The organism is Thauera sp. JM12B12, from assembly GCF_039614725.1.
In the GTDB taxonomy this organism is placed as follows: domain Bacteria; phylum Pseudomonadota; class Gammaproteobacteria; order Burkholderiales; family Rhodocyclaceae; genus Thauera.
In genome coordinates, this window is record NZ_CP154859.1 from 4,109,314 (window position 1) to 4,133,814 (window position 24,501).

Here is a 24,501-nt window from a genome sequence, read left to right on the forward strand (position 1 = left end):
AACGGCAGCCCAGGCACGCCCCAGTGCCCATTGATCTGAAGTTGCTGAAGCAGGCGCATGTGCACGCGCGCGCGTCCAAATCTCGAATCCACCGCCCACGAAGAAAACCGGCACATGCCCGGTTCTCGTTGCTGGTGCATGGTGCGGACACTCAGCACCGGTTACAGCGTAACCCTCGAAGTGCAGAATCGCCGCCTCAATCACTTGGCACTTCGTCTTGCCTGTGCGCTCGCAGATACCATCCAGCTCGGGGAGCGTATCCCTCGAACGCAACAAACACCGTTTGCACGAAAATCAGGACGGGCTCTCTAACGGAACCAGTCCAACCGGGGGCAAGGCGGCCGCCATTGTGGGCAGAAAACCCTATGCTGGAGCGCGCAAGGAAAGAGACATGTCAGACAAGATCGAAATTGACATTGCCAACTATGAACGCCTCGTTGCTGCGGCCTGTTCCATTGCCAAGCCAGCGCTTGAAAGACTAGTGCAGACCACCATCGCATCGCTAAGCGATATGGATGCCGTTGGTCTGTTTGGCGACGTGGCTGCCCGCCATCTATGGGACGAGTACTGCTGGCAGTTGCAGGAAGGCCCCTATGACGATGATGACTTTGGCTTTGGCTCTACCAGCAGAAACTTTGACGAAGTGCTGGACACAGTGATTGCGGGCGCATTGGAAGAGCTTCCTAAGCACACCCTGCTGTTTCTGAGCATCTACACCCGAAACGACGCAGGCGACGCCAATGATCCAGAAAACATCGGAGGCATCAGCCGCGACGACATCGCCGCCGCCGTGCTGGAGCGCGTCGGGCAAGCAGCATCGGGGCGCAATCTCGACTTCATCGGGCCTGCTCGTGGCGATGTCGTTTCCATGGAAATCAGCCTGGGCGGCCTGATCGGCGAAGCCCTCTCTGAGGCGGGCGAAACCAGTGACTTCCTGTCGGAATACGTGGATGAATTGCTGGCGGGGGGTGACGACGACATTGCCAACATCAGCCATGCGCTGCTGGAGCGCTACATGGAGTTGCTACACGAGGACGAAGATGGCCTTTTGCTGGCAGCGCTGCGTGACCGGTTCGAGAAAGACATCCGAGCGTTGGTGCTGGAACAGGATATTCGCCCAGCAGTGGAAGACGCAGTAGGCCAGTTGCAGTGGACGCTGGATGAAGCCTCTTGAGGCCCAATAGGTTGCGCCCCTTGCACCACTGGAGTCCCCTTGTTCAGAGGGTGCGCCCATCGCTACGCGTGCGCGCAAAGGTCCAGGCTCTTGCCGCGGATACCGCCTTGGATACCGCACCGCCAAATCAGCGCCCGGTGCTGTCCAGAATGCCCAGCCGCTTCGCCCACGCGCCCAGCGCGCCGCCCTTCAGCCGGTCATGCTCTGCCTTCAGCCGCCAGAAGGTGCGCCAGTGCATCCCTTTCGGCTTCCATCCATCGGGGTTCAGGATGCCGGCCTCCCAGCCTAGCCGATCCCGGATGGCGTCCGCCCGTCTGGCCAGGCGGTCCGTCTCATCCTCCCGCTGCACCTCATAGGCCAGCCCGTAGCACGTCCGGCAGGCGAACACCGCACCGCCGTAAAGGATCGCCACGCGCCGCCCACAGCATGGGCAGAGGAACCACGGACGTTCGCCGCCATAGTGGCAACTGCTGCGACTGAGCCGCACCGTGTAGTCGTAGTCCTTCCATTCGCCCCGGTCAGTCGCACGGTAGCGCAACTGGATAGATGCGTCGCCCACCTCGATATTTACGTTCGCCCGCTTTTGTCCGTTGCGATACCAGTTCCAGCCGCCACGCCACCCAGGCACCAGCACGCCAGCACGATGCAGCTCGCGCACGTCGAGCCGCCGATAGTGCGCAGTCACATCACGTCCACCGCGCCGCCCGCTACCACTTCCGCCCATGGTGCCCCCGCAGATTTACCGAAATCATCAGGCAGCTTGACCAAATAAAAGCAGCCCAGAAACGCCCGTATCCCGCGCCAGTATTGGGATGCAGCCGGTTTTCACGATGTACGTTTTCCCGCATCGTGTCAGCCCTCGTGCGGCAGGTAGCTGGCGCAGCTCTCGCCCTCGTCGGCAGGCAGCTTGCGCAGCGGGTGATGCAGCCCATACGCGCCAGGAAGATCGTCACGCCCACCGCCGCAGTAGCCCGCCGACAGGCCCGGCCTCTTGCGGTGTCGGCAGGTCTTGCAACTGGCGGTCGTCATCGTGCTGGTCGTCGGCTTCCTGATATCGCGCTCGGGGATAGGCTCCGCCGCCAGTGCAGCCGGGTGTGCCGCCAGGACTTCACCGTGCGTGACGGCTGGCGAGAACCACGATTCCAGCGGGTCACGGTCGGCAAAATGGATCAGCCAATGACTTGCTGGCGCTGCGGTCGGGTCGTTGGCGGCAACACCCCCTTGCGGGGGATTTGCTACGGCTACAGTTGCTACAGTTGCTACGGTTGGATTGCCCCCCATTACCCGGTCAGGCGGGTTTGCTACTGCTACAGTTGCTACGTTTGCTACGGTTGGTGCCTTGCTACCCCGTTGCGTAGCGGGTGTAGCAACTGTAGCTGTAGCAACTGCCCCGGAAACCCCCTTTCGGATCAGGTCAGACAGCTTCATGACTGACCTCCATCAGCGCCGGGTTCAGTTGGATGGTCAGGCTCTTGCCGTCCTTCAGCACTTGCACACGCTCAAGCTCGCAAAGCTCCTTGATTGCCGCGTCGAGTCTTGCGCCATCGCGCAGCGGCCCGTACTGCCGTGCGTAGCGTTTGCTGACCATGCGCGTGCGCTCTTGCTGGCAATGCTCGATCAGCCACGTATCCAGCCGCGCCGCATCGGCCAGTTCAGGCGGCAGCGCCAGCTCACCGAAGAACCGGCGTGCTTCGGACAGATGCCATGCCGCTATCTGACCAGCACCATTGAGCGCATCCAGACCGATGGCGCCACCGCCACCCTGGAACACTTGGAACAGCGCCGCCAGCCGTACCGCGTTGTCTGCGGTCTTGCTGGCAACATCGCGCACGTCGTAAAGCTCGCCGCCGTGTCCAAGCTCGCTCTCGATAGCATTGAAGAACATCACCCATGCCGCCTTTGCTTCAGGGGTCATCGTCAACATGGCCGGGGTCAGCCCGCCGTCGTCATCCATCGGCACAGGCATTTGCAAGATGTCCGTGATGCGCTGGTGGAAGGCAGCAAGGTGTGGCCAGGATGCAGGCCCATCAGGCGCATCCGCATCAATCATCCGCGTGCCTTGCGTCGATTCAGGCCACGCCACAAGGAAGCGCGCGAGAAAGCCTGTGCCGCGTGCCAGCGTGCCGGATCGCGTGAAGAACTCGCGTATCGTCGGCTCTTGCACCATCAGCGCCACCGTCAGGCGTGCGCTGCGCACCTTCCACGACTCCACCGTTCGGCGGCTCGATCCAATGGAAGCGCCGTCCCATAGCAGATTCATGGTCGACAAGAAACGCATGGCCGAATCCTTGCTCATGCCGTGCGCGCCAAATACTGCGCCAGCCTCTGACGACATGATGCTTGCCGACGGCCATTCATTCGCCAGCCGGTAGCCCAATTCCTCTTGCGTAATGTCCGTGTAGATCATGCTCGGCACGCGGGGGCGCTGCGGCTTGTCGCGCTCAAGGTCACGCAATGCCGACTCCATTTCTCCGGTCGGCTTGGCGCCCTTTGCCAGTTCGCGGATTTTTTCCTTGATACCGCCGCGCTTGGCCTCCCAGGCTTCGGTTGCCGCCTTGTAGTCTGCCAAAGCAGGCTTGGCGGCTTCAGCTTGCGCCGCCTCGAAGTCTCGGATCGCCCGCGTGAAGAAACCGTCCGTAGTGGACTTGCGCTCGCCAGAGTCGCCAAGGATGAGCGCGTAGATGCCGACAGGCCCATGCAGCTTTTCGAGTCGCTTGACGTCGAAGTGCGCTTGAACTGCCAGTGAAACAGCCGTCAGCGCCGATGTTGCCACCATCGGCACAGGTGCCTGCACGAAGCCCTGGACTTCCACCACCGCTGCACGGATTGCCAGCGGCAGCGCGTCGAGTGGGTATGGCTCAGGCTCGATCTTGGCCGACAACGGTAGCGGATCAGACCAGACGTTAGGATCGGCGTCAGCCGGGTTGTCAGCGCCGTCTTGGCCCTCAGCCCCTACCGGCTTGCTGGCGCTGACCACCGCCTTCTGCACAGCCTCCGCGCCGCACCTCACGAACAAGTCATTCATGTCCTTGTCGCCCGGATCGCGCTGCGGCCCGAAGTCTGGAATCGCCAGCTTGCCGTCGACGGCACGCGCCGCCTCTACCGCATGGGGATCAGGCAGGCCCGACGACTTCACCAAGTCGGCCAGCAGCACCAGCTCCGCGCCCTGGTAGCGGTCACGCATGGCGCGCGCCACCGCCATCAGGTTGCCCGACGACAGCGCCGCAATGCCGACGTGCCCGGTTGCCTCCGAAGCCGATAGCGTTGTCGCCACACCCTCGCCAATCAACAGCACGTCGGTGCCGTCATCCGGTTTGCGTGTTGCCCAGTATCCACCGGCCTTACTGCCACGCCCGGACAGCGCCGTTTTGCGGCCCTCGCCGTCGATCAGTTCCGCGGTCGAGAGCGCATCACCTTGCTTGACCGGCACGACCAGCAAGCGGCCTTCCAGCAGTTCTCCCGATGACTTCGGCGTGTAGCCCAGGATCGCCGCCGCCGCGCCCGCGCCGATCTCGCGCAGGGTCACCGTCGTGGATGCCTGCTTGCGTGCCAGATAGGGGTTGTCGCTCGTTGCTGCGGTCGCGGCCTTCAGGATCGCAGCCGCCTTCGTTGCAGTCTCGGCACGCTCGCGCTCGATCTCGGCAGCATCAGCAGCGGCACGTTCAGCGGCAGCACGTCGGCGTTCCTCGATCTCGGCAGCGGTCAGGGTGTGCCGCCTGCCGTCATCCTGCCAGCCGCGTTGCTTGGCCTCGTGGAACAGGGAACCGATGCCCACCTTGCCGTCAGGCCGGATGCTGCGCCACACGGTTTTGGAGTCGGTCGCGTTGTAGCTGTCGGATGACTGGCCCCAGGTGTCCCAGGTGTCGAAGCCGTGTTCGCCGAGCTCAGACTTCACCGCCATGCCCATGCGCAACCACACGTCGCGGTCGGTCGCGTCGACGTAGGTCAGTGCGCTGTTGATGCGGTCGGTGTCGGTGATGGTGTCGTAGTTCATCACGCGCCCCCATCGATCAGGTCTGCCAGTCTGAGCAGGCGCGCCGCCAGATCACGCAGGCCCACAGGCCCGATCAGCACGCGGGTCACGGTCGCGTCCATGTCGTTGGCAACGATCAGGACGCCGCCGCCGTACTCGATAGCGCCCATGCCGTCCGGGTGTGCGTACAGGATGATTTCGTCGGTCATCACGCACCTCCGAGCAGCAGCACGCCCGCCACGGTCGCCAGCGCCAGCAGACCTACAAGCGCGGAATCGATGGCGCCCTGGTTGCGCTTGGCGTTGATCGCATCGGCGCGTGACTTGCGCTTGGTCTTGCCGCGAAACTTCGCAGGCTTCACCTCACGAGCAAGTTCAGCCCACAGCAGCGGCAGGAACAGGCCACGTTCGCGATCTGTTTCACGCGATGTTTCACAGGTAAAATGCGGGCCAGTCTGATTTGCCCTGTCTGCTGCGCCACGGTTGCCCGCCGTGGCGTTTTCTTTTGTGGCGTCAGGGTGTGCAGCGTCCTCGCCCTGGTGGCGATGTTGAATGTTGGACATAGCTGCACCTCACTGCGACAGGCTGGCGAGAGCCGCGCGCAGATCGCCCACGCGCCACGCGGTCGAACGTTCGGACAGCTTCACAGGTGCAGGGATCAGACCGGACTTGATGCGACGCCAGACGGTTGCCGACGAACACGCGAACAGCACTTCTACAACAGGCTGACGCACGAAGGCTTCGTCGGGTGCGGCTTTGAAGTTTTCCAGTGCTGCGGTGATGTTTGCTCGTTGAGCCATGATTGGCGTTCCTTACAGGAAAGCCCCGGCTCCGCAGAAAGGTTCTGGTAGTGACGCGTCGTGATACGGCAGGACTTCGCTTGATTTAGAAGTCCTCAGCGTCAATAATCGGATGGTGACGGGTCGTTGGTAGCGGCCTTGTCACCCCCCTTCTGCGGGGTCGAAGCGTTGTTTATGACGTTGTAACTAGGGAGTTGCTGCGTTTGCTGCTTCAAACAGGCCCGGTGAGAGTTGGTAGCTCTCATCGGGCTTTCCTTCTCAGGTGCCATCACTGGATAGCAACCTGTCGCACATTGTATTGCTGCCAAAATGACTTATCCACAGGTCGTTCCAAAATTTGTAATTGACAGATGCGCTGTTTTGTTTTAACTCATGCCGCATCGCTCAGTTCGTTGCAAGATCACAGCGTATCAGCAGCTTGCGGCACGGTGGTATGGTCGCGACCGCCGAAGGTTTTCGTGTCCATTCACGTCACGGCGCGTCATCAGGTTGCATCGTAGAGTTGTCGGCGACGGGCTTCTGGATGTATTCGCTCGACAGTTGGTGCCGTGCGAATCACGCGACACCGCCCTTGCGCTCCTTGATCTCCGCGACATCAGCGCCACCGCCTTCTAGCTGCACCAGCAGCGCCGCCCACTTATCCATCGCGGCCTTGCGTTCCTCGAAGTAGTCGTATCGGTCATACCGGCCCTCCACGCCCTTGATGACGTGGTTCAAACACATCTCCGCAATGTGGGAAGGCACGCCCAATTCGCCCATGCACGTGCGCGCCGTGCGTCGCAGATCATGGACGGTGAAGGGTTCCAGCCCATGCTTGACCTTGGCCAGTGCAACATTGACCGTGCTCTCGTTGATGTGCGGCAGCATCCGGGTTTGTGCTTTCCGCGCAGGCAGCACGTAATCCGAGCCACAGGCCAGCCGGTGTAGCGTCGACAACCATTCCACCGCCACGGCAGGTAGCGGTATGCGGATAGCCTTGTTGGTCTTGGTGCGCTCGGCTGGCAGGCTCCACACGCCCTTGCCTAGATCGAACTCACTCCACAGCGCCGCCGTCAGTTCTTGCTTGCGCACCGCCAGCGCCAGCAGCAGCTTGATCGTGAGTTCGTTTTCCACGCTGAAGCCCTTGGCCTCACGCATGGCCTCGAAGAACCGCACCAGTTCAGACCGGGATAGCGCACGTTCGCGCGCAAGCTCTTTGCCGCCCGCGTCGGACAAATCGAACGCGCCCGCAGGGTTGTGCAGGATGATGTGGCGCTTGATGGCGAAGTCGAACATGCGCCGCATCCACCGCAGCACGTCATTGGCAATCGTCGGAGCGCCACGTTTGACGACAGCCTGAAGAACGCCATCAACATCAGCGGGACGGACATCCTCCACCTTCATGTGGCCGATGCGCGGCTTGATGTCCTTCTCGATTCGGCTGCGCACGATGTTGGGGTGCTTCCACCGCCCCACGATCATGCGTTCGAAGTAGTCATCGGCCAGCTTCGCCACGGTGATGGCGTTCGCCTCCGCCTCGATCTTGGCTACAGCCTCCGCCTTCCTGTCCTGCTTCTCCGCCGCTACGTCATGACCAAGTAGCACCCGCGCCGACATCCTCTTGGCCTCTTGACGCGCATCGGCCAGGGACATGGTGACGTAGCGTCCGATCTGCATCACACGCGGTTTCCCGCCGAAGCGATACCGGAACAGCCAGACCGGCGATTTATCGGCAGCACGGAAACGCAGATAAAGACCGTCTCCGTCGCCGCGTTGCTCGAAGCGTTCATCCGCCTTGATCCAGTTGCGGATTTGAATATCAGACAGCTTCCCCATGTCATCACCCCATGTGCACCCAAATATCCGCCGCGATAACCATCAGGGTGCACGCTTGGGTGCACGTGATCGGCGTGCCTTGATGATACCCGATGACACGAACAGACATAAAAAAACCCGCGTGGTTAGCGGGTTCTGTCGTGGGCGTGATGCAGAGTGATTCCGCGGGGAATGCTACTCAATATTCTGCACCTGTTCGCGCATCTGCTCGATGAGCACCTTCATCTCCATGGCAATGGCGGTGATGTCGGTCGCGGGCGACTTGGAGGCCAGGGTGTTGGCCTCGCGGTTGAGCTCCTGCATCAGGAAATCGAGCCGCTTGCCGGCCGCGCCGCCGGCCTTGAGGATGCGCTCGACCTCGTCGAGGTGCGTGATCAGGCGCGTCAGCTCCTCGTCCACATCGATGCGCTGGGCGTAGAGCGCCACCTCCTGGCGGATGCGGTCCTCGTCCAGGCTGGCAGCGGCGTCGCGCAGCTTGGCGCTGAGGCGCTCCTGGTACTCGATCACCACCGCCGGCATGCGCGGCAGGGCCTGGGCGACCAGCTCGCGCATGCGCGCCACGCGCTCGCGGATCATGTCGGCGAGCTTCTCGCCCTCGCGGCGGCGGGTGGCGACGAGCTCGTCGAGCGCGGCCTCGGTGAGGGCGACGATCGCCGGCAGCATCTCGTCGAAGCCGAGGCTGTCGTCGGCGAGCATGCCGGGCCAGCGCAGCAGCTCGCTCACCGACAAGGGCGCGGCGTCGGGGAAACGGGCGCGCAGGCCGGCCTGCGCGTCGGCAAGCTGGTCGAGCAGCGTGGCGTTGAGCGCGAGGCTGCGCGGCGCGGCGTGGCCGGTCTGCAGGTTGAGGCGGCACTCGACCTTGCCGCGGCCCAGCCGCGCCGAGATGCGCTCGCGGATCGCCGGCTCCGCCGCGCGCAGGTCATCGACGATGCGGAAACCCAGGTCGAGATAGCGCGAATTGACGCTGCGCAGCTCGAGGTGAAGGCTGACACTCCCCAAGTCTCGCGTCTGCACCGCGAAACCTGTCATGCTTTGGACCATTGAGGCGCTCCGGGAACCCGCTGCCATCGATTAGACTGCGGGGTCCGATCAGGAAAGAAAAACCGCGAAAGTCGCGATTCTAGCGCCCCCGAAGATGCCGTCTCAAGCCAACTGCGCGCTGCCACAGGGCTTTCAGCTCGATCAGTACCGCATCGAGCGCCAGCTGTCGCTGGGCGGTTTCTCGATCGTCTATCTCGCCTTCGACGCCCACGACACCCCGGTGGCGATCAAGGAATACCTGCCCAACTCGCTCGCGCTGCGCAAGGAAGGCCAGACCGAGCCACAGGTCTCCGACGAGCATCGGCTCGCCTTCCGCTACGGCATGAAGTGCTTCTTCGAGGAGGGGCGCGCGCTCGCCAAGCTCATGCATCCGAACGTGGTGCGCGTGCTCAACTTCTTTCGCGCCAACGGCACGGTGTACATGGTCATGCAGTTCGAGCGCGGCCGCACCCTGCACGAATACATCCAGAAGCACCGCAGCGAGGTCAAGGAGATGCTGATCCGCTCGGTGTTCGCGCGCATGCTCAACGGTCTGCGCGAGGTGCACGCGCACAAGCTGCTGCACCTCGACATCAAGCCCGCGAACATCTACCTGCGCAACGACGGCACCCCGGTGCTGCTCGACTTCGGCGCCGCGCGCCAGACGCTGCTCTCCGACCAGCCGGTGCTCAAGCCCATGTACACGCCGGGCTACGCGGCGCCCGAGCAGTACGACAAGCGCGAGCTGCTCGGGCCATGGAGCGACATCTACAGCGTGGGCGCCAGCCTCCATGCCTGCGTCACCGGCAGCGCCCCGCCGCGCGCCGACGAGCGCGTCAAGACCGACACCCTGCAGCCGGTGGCGAAGACCCAGGCCGGGCGCTACGACCCCCAGCTGCTCGAGCTCATCGACTGGTGCCTGCAACTCGATCCGCTCGCTCGCCCGCAAAGCGTCTATACCGTGCAGAAGGCGCTGATTCACCGCCACGGTGGCGCCGACCGCCCCGAAAACTGGTTTGCGGACCTGGGCAATCGGCTCAAGTCCTTCATCGGCCGCAGCTGAAAGAGCCCCCCATGCGCTTCACCATCTACCAGGAAAGCCGGACCGGCCGCCGCCGCAGCAACCAGGACCGGATCGCCCACTGCTACTCGCGCGAGGCGCTGCTGATGCTGGTCGCCGATGGCATGGGCGGCCATCTCCATGGCGAGCTCGCCGCGCAGATCGCCGCCCAGCATCTCACCCAGGCCTTCCAGCGCGAGGCGCAGCCGCGGCTGCCCGACCCCGGGCTGTTCCTGTCGCGCGTCCTGGCGAGCGCCCACCACGCCATCCTCGACGATGCGCTCGACCGCATGCTGCCCGAGGCGCCGCGCACCACCCTGGTCGCCTGCGTGGTCCAGGACGGCGCCGCCTTCTGGGCCCATGCGGGCGATTCGCGGCTCTACCTGCTGCGGCGTGGACGCATCGTCACGCACACGCGCGACCACTCGCGCACGCAGCTGCTCATCGACCAGGGCCTGCTCGACGCCGAGGACGCGGCCAACCACCCCGGCCGCAACCGGCTCTATTCCTGCCTTGGCGGCAACCACGCCCCGCAGATCGAGCACTCGCCGCGCACCCCGCTGCGCGACGGCGACATCCTCGCGCTGTGCAGCGATGGGGTGTGGGGACCGGTCAGCGACGACTGCCTGCTCGGCAACCTGACCGCCGCGCCGCTGAGCCAGGGCGTACCCCGCCTGCTCGAGGAAGCCGAGCGTCGCGCCGGCGCGACCGCCGACAATCTGTCGATGGTGGCGATGTGCTGGCATGACGAGGACAATGCCGGCCCGGCGAGCGCCGAATCGATCTCCACGCACACGATGGAACTCGACGACTTCACCACCCGGCTCGACATGTCGAGCATGGGCCCGGGGCCAACGAAGGACCTCGACGAAGACGAGATCGAGCGCGCCATCCGCGAAATCAACGAAACCATCCGCAAATTCGACCAGAAACGATAGGACCACCCCATGCGACCCAGCCAGCGCCAGCCCGACCAACTCCGCGCCGTCCGCCTCATCCGCGGCTTCACCTGCCACGCCGAGGGCTCGGTGCTGGTCGAATTCGGCGCCACCCGCGTGCTGTGCACCGCCAGCGTCGAGGAGTCCGTGCCCGGCTTCCTGCGCGGCAAGGGCCAGGGCTGGGTCACCGCCGAGTACGGCATGCTGCCACGCGCCACCCACACCCGCAGCGCGCGCGAGGCGGCCAAGGGCAAGCAGAGCGGCCGCACCCAGGAGATCCAGCGCCTGATCGGGCGCAGCCTGCGCGCGGTGGTGGACCTCGGCGCACTCGGCGAGCGCCAGATCGTCGTCGACTGCGACGTGCTGCAGGCCGATGGCGGCACCCGCACCGCCGCCATCACCGGCGCCTGCGTCGCGGTGCATGACGCGCTCGTCGGCCTGGTCACCGCCGGCAAGCTCGCCCACAACCCAATGCGCGAATTCGTCGCCGCGGTGTCGGTGGGCATCCACCAGGGCGTGCCGGTGCTCGACCTCGACTACGCCGAGGACTCCGACTGCGACACCGACATGAACGTGGTAATGACCGAGGGCGGCGGCCTGATCGAGGTCCAGGGCACGGCCGAGGGCGCGGCCTTCTCGCGCGCCGAGCTCAATGCGCTCATCGACCTCGCCGAACTCGGCGCCCGCCAGCTGTTCGAACTGCAACGCGCCGCGGTGCGCTCGGCCATCCTCTCGGCCTGAGCCCGGCGCGCCAGGAGAATCCAGCATGAGCACCCGACTCGTCCTCGCCAGCAACAACGCCAAGAAGGCCGCCGAGATGCAGGCCCTGCTCGCCCCGCTCGGCATCGAGGTCATCCCGCAATCCGTGTTCGGCGTCGGCGAGGCCGAGGAGCCGCATCCGACCTTCGTCGAGAACGCGCTCGCCAAGGCCCGCCACGCCGCGGCCGCCACCGGCCTGCCGGCGGTGGCCGACGACTCCGGCCTGTGCGTCGAGGCGCTCGGCGGCGCACCCGGCGTCATCTCCGCCCGCTTCGCCGGCGAGCCCAAGTCGGATGCGCGCAACAACGCCCTGCTGCTGGAAAAGCTCGCCCACCTGACCGAGCCCGCCCAGCGCCGCGCCTATTTCTATTCGGCAGTGGTGCTGGTGCGCCACGCCGAAGACCCCCGCCCGCTGATCGCCGATGGCGAATGGCACGGCGAGATCCTCCCTGCCGCGCGCGGCGAGGGTGGCTTCGGCTACGACCCGCTGTTCTGGCTGCCCGAGCTCGAGCAGACCGCCGCCGAACTCGATCCGGCGCTCAAGAACACCCTCAGCCACCGCGGCGCCGCCATGCGCCACCTGCTCGACCGGCTTGCCGCACATCCGCTCTGACGCCGCCGCCCTGTGGGAGCGGGCTTGCCCGCGAATGCTGCCGGCTGTAGCGCTCTATTCGCTGGCAAGCCCGCTCCCACGGCTACTTCCACCGCCGCTGCCACACGAGCAGCCCGCACCGGACCGCCACCCGCCGTGACCACCCGCCGCATCATCCCGCTCACCCCCGCCACCAGCCCCACGCGCGCCCTGCCGCTGCCCGAACGTCCGCAGCTCGAAGCCCCGCCGTCGCTGTCGGTGTACGTGCATTTCCCGTGGTGCGTTAAGAAGTGCCCCTATTGCGACTTCAACTCCCACGCCCCGCGCGACGGCGGCATCCCGGAGCAGGCCTGGCTAGCCGCGGTGCTCGCCGACCTGCAGCACGCCCTGCCCCAGGTCTGGGGCAGGCGGGTGCACAGCGTGTTCATCGGCGGCGGCACGCCCAGCCTGATGTCGGCGCAAACACTCGACGGCCTGCTCACCGGCATCCGCATGCTGCTGCCGCTCGACCCGCTCGCCGAGATCACGCTCGAGGCCAACCCGGGCACGGTCGAGGCGGGGCGCTTCCGCGACTACCACGCCGCCGGCGTCAATCGCCTTTCGCTCGGCATCCAGAGCTTCGACGACGCCATGCTGGCGAAGATCGGCCGCATCCACGGCGGCGACGAGGCGAGGCGCGCGATCGACGCCGCGCGCGGCCACTTCGAGCGCGTGAACCTCGACCTCATGTACGCCCTGCCCGGCCAGAGCCTGGACATGGCGCTCGCCGACCTGGAGAGCGCGATCGGCTTCGGCGTGCAGCACCTGTCCTGCTACCACCTCACGCTCGAACCCAACACCCCCTTAGCCCACAACCCGCCGCCGCTGCCCGACGACGACACCGCCGCCGACATGCAGGAAGCCATCGAGACCCGCCTGGCCGCAGCCGGCTTCGCCCACTACGAAACCTCCGCCTTCGCCCGCCCGCACGAGCAGAGCCGGCACAACCTCAACTACTGGACCTTCGGCGACTACCTGGGCATCGGCCCCGGCGCCCACGGCAAGCTCTCCAGCCATGAAGGCATCCGCCGCGAGATGCGCCACAAGCACCCGGGGCGCTACCTCGAAGGCGCGGCGCGCGGGGATTTCATCCAGGAGACGCGCGAGGTGTCGGTGGCCGAGCTGCCGTTCGAGTTCATGATGAACGCCCTGCGGCTCACCGAAGGCGTGCCGGCGAAGCTGTTCGCGGCGCGCACCGGCGTGCCGCTCGAGGCCATCACCGACGAGCTGGCGCAGGCGCGCGAACGCGGACTGCTGGAGACCGCCGAGGGCCAGCTGCGGCCGACGCTGCGCGGGCGGCGCTTCCTGAACGAGTTGCTGCAGGTGTTCCTGCGGGATTGAGGGCTGCGGCCCTCACGACCATGGGGATGAAGCACGGCTGCCGCGCTCAGCCAGCGGTCGAGTCTCCCCGGCCTTGCCCTCGTGCAGCGCCGGATACCGCTGCAAGCGCATTCCGATAGAATCCCGGCCAAGCGGCCCGAACCCTCGGGTCGCTTCGCTACCGGAGAATTCAGCACATGTTCGATCAGGAAGACAGCGAGCTCAACGTCGTGATGGGTGTGGTGTTCGGCATCATCGCGCTGGTCATCGCCTTGGTCATCGGCCTGGCCAGTTACCAGATGGGCACCCGGCAGGCGGCACCGGCGGTCGCGGCACCCGGCGCCGGCGAGGTGGCCTTCGTGGAGATCGCCGAAGTCGGCGAACCGCTGGTGAAGATCCACTTCGAGCTCGGCCAGAGCACGCTGCCAGCCACAGCGCCTGATCAGATCGCCACCGTGGTCGCCGCCCTCGTCGCCGCGCCGCAGGCCAGCGCGCTGCTGTCCGGCTATCACGATGAAACCGGCGGCGCGGCCGTCAACGCCGAGGTCGCGAAGAACCGCGCGCTGTCGGTGCGCCAGGCGCTGGTCGCCGCCGGCGTGTCCGCCGAGCGCGTGCTGATGCGCCGCCCGGCCGTCACCCTGGGCGGCGCCGACGCCGCCGAAGCGCGTCGGGTCGAGGTGCGGGTGCAGTAAGTTCGCAGCACCGGCCCGGGCTCCGGGAGCCTTCATCCTGATCGGGATCCTCGCTGGGCGAAGAAGTGCTTGCATTTAATTAGACGAGCGGTCTAATATTGACCCATGGAAGCACAGCAAACCCCAGTCCGCCGACGCGGCCGCCCCCCCAAGCGGCCCGAACAGTCCCTGGAAACGCGGGAACTGCTGGTGCGTGCCGGGCTCGAGGCGCTGACCGAGAAGGGCTTTTCGTCCACGGGAATCGACGAGGTGCTCAAGCGGGTGGGCGTGCCGAAGGGCTCGTTCTATCACTACTTCGACAGCAAGGAAGCCTTCGGGGCAGAGTTGATCGAGCGGTACGCGCGCTACTTTGCCCACAAGCTGGAGCGCCACTTCGGTGATGCGTCGATGCGGCCACTCGATCGCCTGTGGGCCTTCGTCGAAGACGCGCGGGCAGGCATGAAGCGACACGATTTCCGCCGCGGCTGCCTGATCGGCAACCTCGGTCAGGAGATGGCCGCGTTACCGGAAAGTTATCGGGCGCGTCTCAACGCGGTGTTTCACGACTGGGAGCAGCGCTTCGCGCGCTGCCTCGAAGCAGCACAGCAGCAGGGGGAGATTCCCCGTTCCGTGGACTGCGAGCAGGCGGCCGTCTTTTTCTGGATCGGTTGGGAGGGTGCGGTGTTGCGGGCGAAGCTCGAACGCAGTGACAAAGCCCTCGAGCTCTTTGCCCGCGGTTTTTTCGCCGGGCTGAAGAAGGCCTAATTTTTTTCATTTTTAGTAGACGATCAGTCTAAAACAGGAGGAGCGAAGCATGTTCAAGGGCATTCTGATTGAGAAGGACGACGCCGGTTACCGTGCCGCCATCAAGGACATCAACGAGGCACAGTTGCCCGATGGCGACGTCACGGTTCGCGTCAGCCACTCGACGCTCAACTACAAGGACGGCCTTGCAATAACCGGCAAGGGGCCCGTGGTTCGCCGCTTCCCGATGGTTCCGGGCATCGACCTCGTGGGCGCCGTCGAATCGAGCAGCCACCCCGACTACAAGCCCGGCGACCAGGTGGTCCTCAATGGCTGGGGCGTCGGCGAAGTGCATTGGGGCGGACTCGCACAGAAGGCGCGCCTCAAGGGCGACTGGCTGGTGCCGCTGCCCGAGCGGTTCTCTCCCCAGCAGGCGATGGCGATCGGCACCGCCGGCTACACCGCCATGCTCTGCGTGCTCGCGCTGGAGCGCCATGGCGTGACCCCAGCCCACGGCGAGATCCTCGTCACCGGCGCCGCAGGCGGGGTCGGCAGCGTGGCGATCGCGGTGCTGGCGAAGCTCGGCTACACCGTCGTCGCGGTCAGCGGTCGCACCGAGGAGGCCGACTACCTCAAGCGCCTGGGCGCCTCCGAAGTGCTCGGTCGCGCGGAGTTCGCGGCGCCGGGCAAGCCGCTTGGCAAGGAACGCTGGGCGGGGGCGGTCGATGTCGTCGGCAGCCATACCCTCGCGAACGTCTGCGCCACCACCAAGTACCGGGGCGTCGTCACCGCTTGCGGGCTTGCCGGCGGAATGGACTTCCCGGCCACGGTTGCGCCCTTCATTCTGCGCGGCGTCACGCTCGCCGGCATCGACAGCGTGATGTGCCCGCGTGCCGAGCGCCTCGAGGCCTGGCGCCGCCTCGGCGCCGACCTCGACATCTCCAAGCTCGAGACGATCAGCACCGAGATTTCGTTGGCCGACGCGATCCCCGCGGCATCGAAGCTGATCAATGGCGAGATCCGCGGCCGCGTGATCGTGGACGTCAATCGCTGAACCAGGTGAGCCAGGGTGACCGGCCGTCTCGCGCGGCCGATCACCCATTTCACCGGAGGAGCAGCGCCTGGTCGACCAGTTCTGGGAAGAATCACTGACATATCTCGGTCAGTACTTGCGGGCCTTGGAAACCCCGACGGGCGAGTGCAAGGATTCCGCAGAGGCGACGATTCAAACGTATGACGCGGCGACCGGCCCTTGCTGACGGACTACTACCGCAAGCTGGGCGGCGAGATCGGCGCAGCAGGCCTGGAGCTCAATGAGAACTTCGTCGCCGTGACGTCCCGCACCGATACCAGCGTGCACTGGAGCCGCGACGTGAGCATCAAGGGGCTGCCGACGCTGTGGTCCTCGGTCGGCTGGATCCCGTTCTATGCGGAGAACCCGGATGCCGGCGCCGACCGCTTCCGCGGCGGCTATCTCTACGCCGAGCTGATGGGACCGTGGGGCAACCTGCGCATCAAGCAGATCGATGGCGAGACGGTTGGGGCAGAGATCGGCATGACGGTGCAGCTGTTCAATACCTCGTACCCCTTCCACTATCACCACCCGCAGGAAATCTACATGACACTGACCAAGCCTCAGTGCATCGACCAGAACAAGTACATGGTCATGCACTGGGACAGCCACGAGTTCGACCACGAGCGTCGCGCCGATGGATGGACGGTGAACATCGACGGCTCGGATGGACGCTGGAAGAAATGGTTCGCCAACCAGGACCCGAGCCACGAGTGGCTGACCTACTTCGAGCGCAACGCGATTCACGCCTTCCACGCGAAGGAAGGCTGCAATCAGACGATCGAGAACTCGGGACTGGTCACGGTGTGGGCACGCTCCACTGCGCAGGACAACGAACAGTCGACGCGGCTCTGCAAGTCACCAGGCGGAGGCAAGGTCATGCAACCCGACGACACGGCGGTATGCGAACTGCGCGACTGGAAACCCTGATTCAGCTGACGGTTGGGCGGTACCGAGAATACAAAACCGCCCAACCGCGCGCGAATTGCAGGCTCAGGTCTTTCACTCGCCCGCTCCGCCGGGCAGCCGGGAAAAGCCGCTAACGGCGGGCGGGTCAAATGCGGGAAATCACGACGCCTTCACCCGACGGTATAGCCACCATCCACGACGATCTCCTGCCCGAAGATGTTCTTTGCAGCATCCGAGGCCAGGAACACCGAAAGCTCGGCAATATCCTCCGGCTGACCGAATGCGCCGGGCATGAGCCGGGAATTGATCTTCTCCGCGACCGCACCCAGGACCTCGGGCGGCAGTCCGACCGTTCCCCACAGCGGCGTGCCGATCGGGCCCGGTGCGATGGAATTGACCCGGATGCCCTGGGGTGCGAGCTCTGCGGCCAGGGTCTGGGAGAGGGACTTCAGCGCCGCCTTGCTGGCACTGTAGATGGCCAGACCGGGAAAGCCGACCTGGGTGAGGAAGGTGGTGATGAACTGGATCGATCCGCCCTTGCGGATGTGGGGCACGAACAGGCGCGCGGTTTCCGCCGCGCCGAAGAGATTGACCGAGAACTGGGTGTTGAAGGCTTCGGCGGTGCTGTCCTCGAAAGACACGACGCGCGCAATACCGGCGTTCGGGACGACGACATCCACGCCGCCATGGGCGCGGACGGCTTCATCGACCAGGCGCTTCAGGTCTTCGGGCTTCGTCACATCGCCCGCCACCGCCTTGACCTCGCCGGAAAAGCTCGCCTCCAGCGCCTTCAGGCTGTCGAGATTGCGCGCAAACGCGACGACCCGGGCGCCCTCTTCCACGTATTTCTCGACGATCGATTTTCCGATCCCGCTGCTGGCGCCGGTGACGACTGCGACCTTGCCTTCAAGCTTTCTTGCCATGTCTCGCTCCTGAAATGATCCCGAGCCCGGGGTCGTGGAAGCGTGTTTGAAACGAAAGCAATTCTCGTTGACGCTGATCAAGACGGTCCGGCGCCGCAGGCTCAGGGCACCAGCCTCAGGCCGACGAACAGGGTGAGCAGGGCCAGCGCCATGCAGCCCCCCGCCCACCAGCCCGCGCCCCGCGCGGTCCTGGCGAAGAACCCGAGCGGCGCGAGCCCGACGAAGATCATCGTCACGCCAAAGTGCACCGCATCGCCGTCGAACAGCGGCCCGGCCATGCCGAAGCGCGTCGAACGCGCCGGCGCGTACGCCGTGACGACCGCCAGCACCCCCAGGGCCACGACCGTCAGGCTGATGAGGGCAAAGAGAAAGCGCGCGAGCGGATCGGGCCGTCGCTTGTCGGTCGTCTGCTGATCAGGCATCGCCACAGCACCCCGGTTTGCGCCCACCCGGCGCGGCCGCTGCGTCGCTGACACGGCTCAGGGACGCGGTGTCACCGACCGGCACATTGGAGCCAGTTGATGATCGACACAATGGAGCCAACGCGTGATCGGCACCTAGAGGCCAGGCCGTGATCGGTATCAAGCAGTAGCTCCACGTCACGATCAAGTGAAAGTTCTCGAACTGGGTGACCGGCCCAGATCTAGACAACATCGGTCAGCAATCTGGTGGAAGGTTGGCTTCTCGCAGTTATTGATGTGAAACTCGCAGGGGCTATCCCCCAAACACCAACGGTTCCGGGACCTCAAAGCGCACATCGCCGTTGAAGATCACCTGCCAGCCGCGCTCATTGCGGGTAAAGGTCATTGGTGGTGACACATCCGCCGCCACCGGTTCGCCCTTGATGAACAGGATGCGGAGTTTCGCGGGCTGCTTGCTGTCGTTGGTCCAGCGCAACTCCACGGTGGCCGTGCCGTCATACCCGCGCCTGATCACCCATACCTCGCATTCGCGCGCAGCTGAGTAGGCGGGTTCGCAGGGCGCCGTCGTGCGTGCATGGAAGGGCGTGCCGGGAATGACCGCATCCACCTTGGCCGAAACAGGCTTCAGCGGCTTGCCCGTAATGGCGACCGAGAGCTTGAAATTGCTGGTCTCGTTGCGCCGGGCCGCCGAGCGCATCAGGAACACGCGGATCGTGTAGAGCCCGTCATCCGGCAGCAGGCCCGAGAAACGGTTGCCGTTCAACTCGCCGATGGCCATCGCCGCGTCATTGGATCCCGGCGGCAGAAGGTTGAAATAATTGGCACCGTTGCTGCCCGTCAGGCTCACGTTCAAGGTCTGCCCGGCGCCGGCACGTAACCGATAGTCGATGTAACGGCGCCCCTCGATGCTGCCGGTAATCACGATACTGCTCTTGCCCTTGGGAAACTGCACGGCGCTGACGGTGCGGTCGGCATCGGTGGCTACGGCCGTCGCGGAGGCAAACGCCATCAGCAACAGCAGAAGAAAGCGGATCATCGGATCGTTTCCTTACTTGTAATGGGCGCCCACTCGTAGATGCCGCCATCGGCCATCAATGACAGAAACAGCTTGCCGTCCTTGAGCAAGTAGCCACGCACATGGGGCAAGTCGCGCGCAACGCGCTCGTCCAGGTGCGGTGGCGGGCAGCGCGCGCGGGTGGCGGCGATGGGGCCGAACTGGATTGACCCGGAACGACCGTCGCTTGCCGCCGTAGCATCGTAACGCCCCATGCCGCGGTTGCAATCCAGTCGCAGGTTGGCTTGCCCATCGGAGCCAAACTGCAAGGTGAACCGCTCGGGCGCGTTGATCTTCGTCGTGCCTTGGGTGTCGTCCATCGACTGGATCGCCACCAGTTGCCATGCAGTTCCGCCCAGGCCGAGGCCGAGCGGCTGTGGCCCCGATGAGGCGCAGCCGGCAAGGAGGAGTATCGCGAGGGCTGACCGTCCGATGCGCATATGGCGGCCGTAACCCCAGCGCCGACTTTTCAATTCCGGCGCAGAGCGGCATCTGCGGGCGTCAGGGGCCCGGTCTTTCATTGACTCACTCCTAGCCGTCTGTATCCGACCCGGAGCCGCCTGATGACATTCTCAAGCGCGACGGCAGCATGCAGGTCGTCAAGCTGCCGCCCATGTGGACTTTTGAAACTACCCGATCTGCATTGATTCAAATACGCAATTCTTGCAAGACTTCGGGGTGAGCAACGGCAACACGGAGCAGCGTCTTGGCGGCACCCGTGGGCGAGCGACGACCCTGCTCCCACTCCTGGAGCGTTCTGGAGGACACGCCAAGGAGCTCCGCAAAGGCTTGCTGAGACAAACCCGTCTTTGCGCGAGCCTGAGCTGCTTCGGGCAACTCGACACGCGTGGTGCGCACGGCCTCGCCACGTCTCATTTGCTTGACGGACTCAAGCAAATCCTGCTGGAACTTTTCGATCTCAGAGGGCATCTTCGACTCCTTGCTTCAACTCCGCCAAGAAGGACGTGGGGAGATTGTCGAACTTGGCTTTCTTGTAGACGATCAACAACCAAATGGTCTCGGTGTTCGCGTTGAAGTAGATGACCCTGGCACCGCCGCGTTTTCCTTGTCCCGCAGATGTCCAACGCACCTTACGGCAGCCGCCACTTCCCCGGATGACGTCACCGGCTTCTGGATTGGCCGCGATCCAGTTGATGAACTCAACGCGCTCGACTTCCGACCAGACTTCGCTGGCATAGCGTTGGAAGATAGCGGTTTCAGCAACTGTTCTCACCCGCGCAATGTACGTCAATGACGTATATTGCGCAAGCGGTGAAGGCGGATTTGTCGAGAGGAAGTGCCGGCCACAACTGGAATCCGGATGCCCAGAGTGAAGACAGTGGGCCGTGCAAAATGGCGATCAGCGCAGACCGAGTACTTGTCGAAGGCCGATGACCAGTCCCAGATCGGTTACCCGCCGTTCGCGTTGGAGGAAATTTCTCAGCCGCTATGTCTCCTGATTGCCGAATGTGTGAGTTCGCGTTGAACGCCCCCACCCACTACCGTTGGTTGAACGCCCGAACATAGCGCACTTAACTTGTCCCACTCGGCGCGCCCCTGATTCCGGGCACCGGTGCAATGTGCAAAGCTTCGCCCCGCCGCCGCGATTCCATGGCGGCGCCCAGGCATCCCGCACGGACCGCAAGCATGACCACACTGACCCCCGCCCAGCGCCGCGCCACCTGCATCCACGAAGCCGGCCACGCGGTGGCGTTCGCGCTGGGCGGCGTGTCGGTCTATCGGCTGGAAGTGGCGGACGAAGGCGCCGAGGCCTGGCGCACCGACATCCGCAACGGACGCATGTGCACCGGCCTGTGGGGACTGTGCGAGAAGGCGGACCTGGTGCTGCCGCGGCAATTCCTGCGCTGGCTGATGAACGAGGGCTGCCTGCACCCGGACGGCCGGGGCCACCCGCAGTTGTTGCAGCGCCCCGAGGGGCGGGCGCAGGTGGAAGGCTTCAGCGCGCGGCTGCAGCGCGAGATCCGCGCGCAGATGGTGGGCCTGATGGCCGGGCCGGCGGCCGAGCAGATCTTCACGGGCGAGGCGGTGCGCCTGTGCCCGGCGGGCGAGTTCGATGAAGTGCGGCAGGCCGAGGATCTGTCCTGGCTGCTGCCGGCGCGCGATGCGTTCGACCACGCGGCCGCGCTGACGGTGCTCACCTTGCGGCGGCCGGATGTATGGGCCGTGGTCGAGCGCGTGGCGCACGAACTCGAGCGCGCGGGCACGCTCACCCAGGGCCTGCGCGGGCTGCTGCCCACCGCCTTGCCCGACTGGCCGCCCGGCGGCGCAGCGGTTTAGCGCAGCGGCGCGAGGCCTCGCCTACCGCCCCACCCAGCCGCCACAGACCGGAAACACCTGGCCAACGAAGCAGTCCGCCGCGCTGCTGCACAGGTAGGCGGCAAACAGCGCATCCTCGCGCGCCGACACCAGCCGGCCCAGCGGCACTTCGCGCGCCAGCCGCTCCTGGAAGCGCGGGTTGGCCTGCACCTCGGGCGGGAAGTAGGTCGGGTTGTCGACGAAGTTCTGCGCGACCGCATTGACCTGCACGTTGTGCGCCGCCAGCTCCACGCCGATGGCCTGCACATAGGCCAGTTGCGCGCCGCGCGCGGCGCTGTAGGTGGAGGCGCGCTTCATGCCGCGCAGGGCCGACGCGCTGCCCATCACCAGGATCTTGCCGGCGCGGCGCTCGACCATGGCGGGCGCGACGGCGCGGACCAGGCGCGGCAGCGGGTCGACCAGCGCGGCGAAGACGTCGCGCCATTCGGCCTCGGCGACCTCGAGCGCCGCGGTCGATGGGGCCGTGATGGCGAGGTTGGCGACGAGGACGTCGATGCGCCCGGCCGCGTGGACGATGCGCTCGGCGGCATCGGCCTCGACGAGCTCATCGGCGCTGGCGATCACCTCTGCGCCCTGCTCCGCGAAGACCTCGCACAGCACGGGGCCCATGAAGGCGGTCGCCTGGGTGATGAGGACGCGCTTGCCGGCCAGTGCGTTTTCCATGATCCGTTCCCTCGCATGTTTGCAGCGCGCGCGAATGCAGGCTGCGTTCCCTTACTTATAGCAAGCGGGCGCGCCCTCGGCTGGCGATCGCGGCGCGCGCGGTGGCGAAGCGGCGGACACGCTGGCGGGTCGGGCTTCCGGCTCAGGGCAGCGTGCTGACGAAGGCTCTGACCATGGCGATGACTTCGGCCTCACGCTCGCGATGCGGCACATGCCGCGTATCGGGCATGAGCGCCAGCCGCGCCGTGCCGCCGCCGAGTTCGGCGATCAGCCTGGGATGCGCGGACGAGCCGTATTCGTCGTCGATGCCGTGAATGACCAGCGTCGGACACGCGACCTGCGGCAGCACGGAGCGCAGGGACCAGCTCGCAAACGCCGGGGCCAGCCAGGATTCGATCCAGGCGTCGAGCACCCAGCGCGCCTTGTCGCCGTGGTAGCGCTTGAGCCGATCGACCTGGCCGGGGTCCTTGAACAGTTCGCGTGCATCCTCGAGCCCCTCGACGGTGCGGTCCTCGACGAAGGCCTGGGCGGATTCGGTGATCAGGGCGACGCAGGCCGCGCCGTGGTGCGCGGCGCAATTCACCGCCATGCCACCGCCCACGCTGTGGCCGAAGACGATGAAGCGCGCGATGCCGAGCTGGCGGAGCACGGCGGCGAAGTCGCCTTCGGCCTCGCGGGCGATGAAGTCCAGGGCCAGCGTGCCCGGATGCGCGTCGGACTTGCCGAAGCCGAGGCGGTCGTAGGCGACCACCTGGCGGCCGGTGGCCTTGCACAGCGCCGCGGGAAACCCGCGCCACAGCTCGACGCTGCCGAGCGAGTCGTGCAGCAGCACGATGGGTGCCAGGTGCGAGGGCACCTCGGGCGACCAGGTGCGGACGAACAGACGGCCGTGCTGGCCATCGACCGCGGTGTCCTGGCTCGTGGTGTGTTGGTGTCTCGTGCTCATTTCAGGAGATTCGGAGGGTAGTCAGGGCGGAGGCTCGGCGCGATTGCCTTCGTCCATGCGGCGGATCGCCTCGCCGCCCTGCTGCGCGAGCGCGGCGAGGCGGTCGATCTGGGCGTCGAGCCTGGGCAGGGCCTCGCGGCGGTAGCGCGACAGGTCGTCAATGGCGCCGATCACGTCGGCGAAGGCCTGCTCCAGCTGGCCCATGTCGAGCATGGTCGAGGCGGCACGCTTCTGGATGTCCACGCCCTGCGTGCGCAGCGCCTGGGCGGTGCCGGCGATGAGTGCCGAGGTCGTGTCGTTGAGCGCGGCGACGCGGTCGAGCACCAGGCGCTGGTTGGCCAGACCGAGCGCCACGGTGACCGCGACGTTGAGCGCCGACACCGTGACGTTGATGGCGCGGTCCACGCCGCGGATCAGCTCGCGGTTGTTGCGGATGACGACCTCGAGCGCGAGCACGCCCTGCTGGCTCACCGCCACCTGTTGCTGCAGGTCGACGATGCGCTGGCGCAGCGGGAAGAGGAGCTCCTCCTCGACGAAGGCGCGCCGCGGCGCGGGCAGGCTGGCGGAGGCGGCCTCGCGGGCCAGCCGCCGGTCGATCATGCGCCCGAGTTCGACCTGGCGTTCGAGCTGGGCGAGGATGGCGCGCAGCGACTGCTGGTCGTCGGCGAGGGTGAGGTTGTCGCGGCGCAGCATGTCGGCGCCGCCCTGCAGGTCGCCGATGATGGCGTCGAGCGCGTCCTGCGCCTTCTCGTACTTCTGGAAGTAGCGCTGCATCGGCTTGCCGACGCCGGGGATGAAGGACAGCGCGCGCGACAGGCCCTCGCCGCTCAGCTTCTGGCGCGCGGGGTCGAGGTCCTGCATCTTGTCGCGCAGCGCGATCAGCGCCTGCGCCACCGGACCGCCCTCGTCGCCCTGATGGGCGAGCTTGCGGATCGGCGCCTGCAGCATCTCGCTGCGCCAGGCGGCCTGGCGCTGCAGCTCGATGCCCATGGTGTCGACCGCCTCGCGCTGGCGGTGGAGCTCGGCTTCGCCGGCGGCGAGCGCGTCGCGCACGAAGGCGTCGGCGGTGGCGGCGAGCTCGGGATCTTCGGGCGCCTCCGCGGGCTGGGGCGGAACCGCCTCGCGCGCGATGTCCTCGATCGGGGGCAATGAAAGGCCCGTGCGCGCTCCCCCGCCCGGGGGCTGGCCACCGCCGCCCTGCTCGCCCACGGGTGCCTGCAACAGCGGATGAAGAAGGGACAGCAGCGGCAGACTCATCGCGAAACTCCTCG

28 protein-coding genes are annotated in these 24,501 nt (G+C 65.8%); 11 read left to right on the forward strand and 17 right to left on the reverse strand.

Annotated elements, in window-relative coordinates; all coding sequences use genetic code 11:
* The first annotated feature begins 391 nt into the window (after nt 1-391).
* Complete coding sequence (locus AAG895_RS18640) at nt 392-1,174, forward strand: hypothetical protein (RefSeq protein ID WP_324523861.1); 783 nt, start codon at nt 392-394, stop codon at nt 1,172-1,174.
* Between the two features lie 127 nt (nt 1,175-1,301).
* Here AAG895_RS18640 and AAG895_RS18645 read toward each other — a convergent pair whose 3' ends face one another.
* From AAG895_RS18645 to AAG895_RS18680, 8 genes are all read right to left on the reverse strand, one after another.
* Nucleotides 1,302-1,859, reverse strand: coding sequence for a hypothetical protein (locus AAG895_RS18645; RefSeq protein ID WP_345793460.1), 558 nt, complete (start codon nt 1,857-1,859; stop codon nt 1,302-1,304).
* 167 nt (nt 1,860-2,026) lie between these two features.
* Nucleotides 2,027-2,203, reverse strand: a complete 177-nt coding sequence (locus AAG895_RS18650) for a hypothetical protein (protein WP_345793461.1) — start codon at nt 2,201-2,203, stop codon at nt 2,027-2,029.
* Nucleotides 2,204-2,588: 385 nt separating this feature from the next.
* Nucleotides 2,589-5,168 carry a DUF3987 domain-containing protein gene (locus AAG895_RS18655; RefSeq protein WP_345793462.1) on the reverse strand — a complete coding sequence of 860 codons (2,580 nt, stop codon included), beginning with the start codon at nt 5,166-5,168 and terminating at the stop codon, nt 2,589-2,591.
* Nucleotides 5,168-5,356 (reverse strand): hypothetical protein, encoded by a 189-nt coding sequence (locus AAG895_RS18660; protein ID WP_345793463.1) that lies wholly within the window; start codon nt 5,354-5,356, stop codon nt 5,168-5,170. The genes AAG895_RS18655 and AAG895_RS18660 overlap by 1 nt, the downstream gene beginning before the upstream one ends.
* A complete protein-coding gene (locus AAG895_RS18665) occupies nt 5,356-5,709 on the reverse strand; it encodes a hypothetical protein (RefSeq protein ID WP_345793464.1) in 354 nt (117 codons plus the stop codon). Before AAG895_RS18665 ends, AAG895_RS18660 begins: the two co-directional genes overlap by 1 nt.
* Before the next feature lie 9 nt (nt 5,710-5,718).
* Nucleotides 5,719-5,946, reverse strand: a complete 228-nt coding sequence (locus AAG895_RS18670; RefSeq protein ID WP_345793465.1) for an AlpA family phage regulatory protein — start codon at nt 5,944-5,946, stop codon at nt 5,719-5,721.
* 555 nt (nt 5,947-6,501) lie between these two features.
* Nucleotides 6,502-7,761: an integrase arm-type DNA-binding domain-containing protein gene (locus AAG895_RS18675; protein WP_345793466.1), complete on the reverse strand. Its 1,260-nt coding sequence runs from the start codon at nt 7,759-7,761 to the stop codon at nt 6,502-6,504.
* A gap of 174 nt (nt 7,762-7,935) precedes the next feature.
* Entirely contained in the window at nt 7,936-8,802 is an 867-nt protein-coding gene (locus AAG895_RS18680) for a YicC/YloC family endoribonuclease (protein ID WP_345793467.1), read from the reverse strand.
* A gap of 94 nt (nt 8,803-8,896) precedes the next feature.
* Between AAG895_RS18680 and AAG895_RS18685 the strand changes: the two genes are divergently transcribed.
* From AAG895_RS18685 to AAG895_RS18725, 9 genes are all read left to right on the forward strand, one after another.
* Nucleotides 8,897-9,844, forward strand: a complete 948-nt coding sequence (locus AAG895_RS18685) for a serine/threonine-protein kinase (protein ID WP_345793468.1) — start codon at nt 8,897-8,899, stop codon at nt 9,842-9,844.
* Between the two features lie 11 nt (nt 9,845-9,855).
* A complete protein-coding gene (locus tag AAG895_RS18690; protein WP_345793469.1) occupies nt 9,856-10,779 on the forward strand; it encodes a PP2C family serine/threonine-protein phosphatase in 924 nt (307 codons plus the stop codon).
* Nucleotides 10,780-10,788: 9 nt separating this feature from the next.
* Nucleotides 10,789-11,520, forward strand: coding sequence for a ribonuclease PH (rph, locus tag AAG895_RS18695; protein ID WP_345793470.1), 732 nt, complete (start codon nt 10,789-10,791; stop codon nt 11,518-11,520).
* 25 nt (nt 11,521-11,545) lie between these two features.
* Nucleotides 11,546-12,151 (forward strand): RdgB/HAM1 family non-canonical purine NTP pyrophosphatase, encoded by a 606-nt coding sequence (gene rdgB, locus AAG895_RS18700; protein ID WP_345793471.1) that lies wholly within the window; start codon nt 11,546-11,548, stop codon nt 12,149-12,151.
* Nucleotides 12,152-12,286: 135 nt separating this feature from the next.
* Entirely contained in the window at nt 12,287-13,510 is a 1,224-nt protein-coding gene (gene hemW, locus AAG895_RS18705) for a radical SAM family heme chaperone HemW (protein ID WP_345793472.1), read from the forward strand.
* A 176-nt stretch (nt 13,511-13,686) separates the two neighbouring features.
* Nucleotides 13,687-14,181: an OmpA family protein gene (locus AAG895_RS18710; protein WP_345793473.1), complete on the forward strand. Its 495-nt coding sequence runs from the start codon at nt 13,687-13,689 to the stop codon at nt 14,179-14,181.
* A 105-nt stretch (nt 14,182-14,286) separates the two neighbouring features.
* Complete coding sequence (locus tag AAG895_RS18715) at nt 14,287-14,925, forward strand: TetR/AcrR family transcriptional regulator (protein ID WP_345793474.1); 639 nt, start codon at nt 14,287-14,289, stop codon at nt 14,923-14,925.
* A gap of 49 nt (nt 14,926-14,974) precedes the next feature.
* Nucleotides 14,975-15,958, forward strand: a complete 984-nt coding sequence (locus tag AAG895_RS18720; protein ID WP_345793475.1) for an MDR family oxidoreductase — start codon at nt 14,975-14,977, stop codon at nt 15,956-15,958.
* 198 nt (nt 15,959-16,156) lie between these two features.
* Nucleotides 16,157-16,906 (forward strand): dimethylsulfonioproprionate lyase family protein, encoded by a 750-nt coding sequence (locus tag AAG895_RS18725; protein ID WP_345793476.1) that lies wholly within the window; start codon nt 16,157-16,159, stop codon nt 16,904-16,906.
* Between the two features lie 149 nt (nt 16,907-17,055).
* Here the strand turns inward: AAG895_RS18725 and AAG895_RS18730 are convergent, their stop codons facing one another.
* The 6 genes from AAG895_RS18730 to AAG895_RS18755 all read right to left on the reverse strand — a co-directional run bounded on the left by AAG895_RS18730 (nt 17,056) and on the right by AAG895_RS18755 (nt 20,536).
* Nucleotides 17,056-17,889 carry an SDR family oxidoreductase gene (locus tag AAG895_RS18730; protein WP_345793477.1) on the reverse strand — a complete coding sequence of 278 codons (834 nt, stop codon included), beginning with the start codon at nt 17,887-17,889 and terminating at the stop codon, nt 17,056-17,058.
* Between the two features lie 20 nt (nt 17,890-17,909).
* Nucleotides 17,910-18,230, reverse strand: a complete 321-nt coding sequence (locus tag AAG895_RS18735) for a hypothetical protein (RefSeq protein ID WP_345793478.1) — start codon at nt 18,228-18,230, stop codon at nt 17,910-17,912.
* A gap of 292 nt (nt 18,231-18,522) precedes the next feature.
* A complete protein-coding gene (locus tag AAG895_RS18740; protein WP_345793479.1) occupies nt 18,523-19,266 on the reverse strand; it encodes a hypothetical protein in 744 nt (247 codons plus the stop codon).
* A complete protein-coding gene (locus tag AAG895_RS18745) occupies nt 19,263-19,805 on the reverse strand; it encodes an META domain-containing protein (protein ID WP_345793480.1) in 543 nt (180 codons plus the stop codon). The genes AAG895_RS18740 and AAG895_RS18745 overlap by 4 nt, the downstream gene beginning before the upstream one ends.
* 127 nt (nt 19,806-19,932) lie before the next feature.
* Nucleotides 19,933-20,214, reverse strand: coding sequence for a helix-turn-helix domain-containing protein (locus AAG895_RS18750; RefSeq protein ID WP_004355815.1), 282 nt, complete (start codon nt 20,212-20,214; stop codon nt 19,933-19,935).
* Complete coding sequence (locus tag AAG895_RS18755) at nt 20,204-20,536, reverse strand: hypothetical protein (protein ID WP_004355814.1); 333 nt, start codon at nt 20,534-20,536, stop codon at nt 20,204-20,206. The genes AAG895_RS18750 and AAG895_RS18755 overlap by 11 nt, the downstream gene beginning before the upstream one ends.
* A 395-nt stretch (nt 20,537-20,931) precedes the next feature.
* On the opposite strand from AAG895_RS18755, the gene AAG895_RS18760 reads away from it, so the two are divergent.
* Nucleotides 20,932-21,582 carry a hypothetical protein gene (locus AAG895_RS18760; protein WP_345793481.1) on the forward strand — a complete coding sequence of 217 codons (651 nt, stop codon included), beginning with the start codon at nt 20,932-20,934 and terminating at the stop codon, nt 21,580-21,582.
* Between the two features lie 21 nt (nt 21,583-21,603).
* Here AAG895_RS18760 and AAG895_RS18765 read toward each other — a convergent pair whose 3' ends face one another.
* The 3 genes from AAG895_RS18765 to AAG895_RS18775 form a co-directional block, all read right to left on the reverse strand.
* Complete coding sequence (locus tag AAG895_RS18765) at nt 21,604-22,284, reverse strand: SDR family oxidoreductase (RefSeq protein ID WP_345793482.1); 681 nt, start codon at nt 22,282-22,284, stop codon at nt 21,604-21,606.
* Between the two features lie 142 nt (nt 22,285-22,426).
* A complete protein-coding gene (locus tag AAG895_RS18770; protein WP_345793483.1) occupies nt 22,427-23,230 on the reverse strand; it encodes an alpha/beta hydrolase in 804 nt (267 codons plus the stop codon).
* Between the two features lie 21 nt (nt 23,231-23,251).
* On the reverse strand, nt 23,252-24,487 hold the full coding sequence (locus tag AAG895_RS18775; protein WP_345793484.1) for a toxic anion resistance protein: 1,236 nt from the start codon (nt 24,485-24,487) through the stop codon (nt 23,252-23,254).
* Nucleotides 24,488-24,501 lie beyond the last annotated feature (14 nt).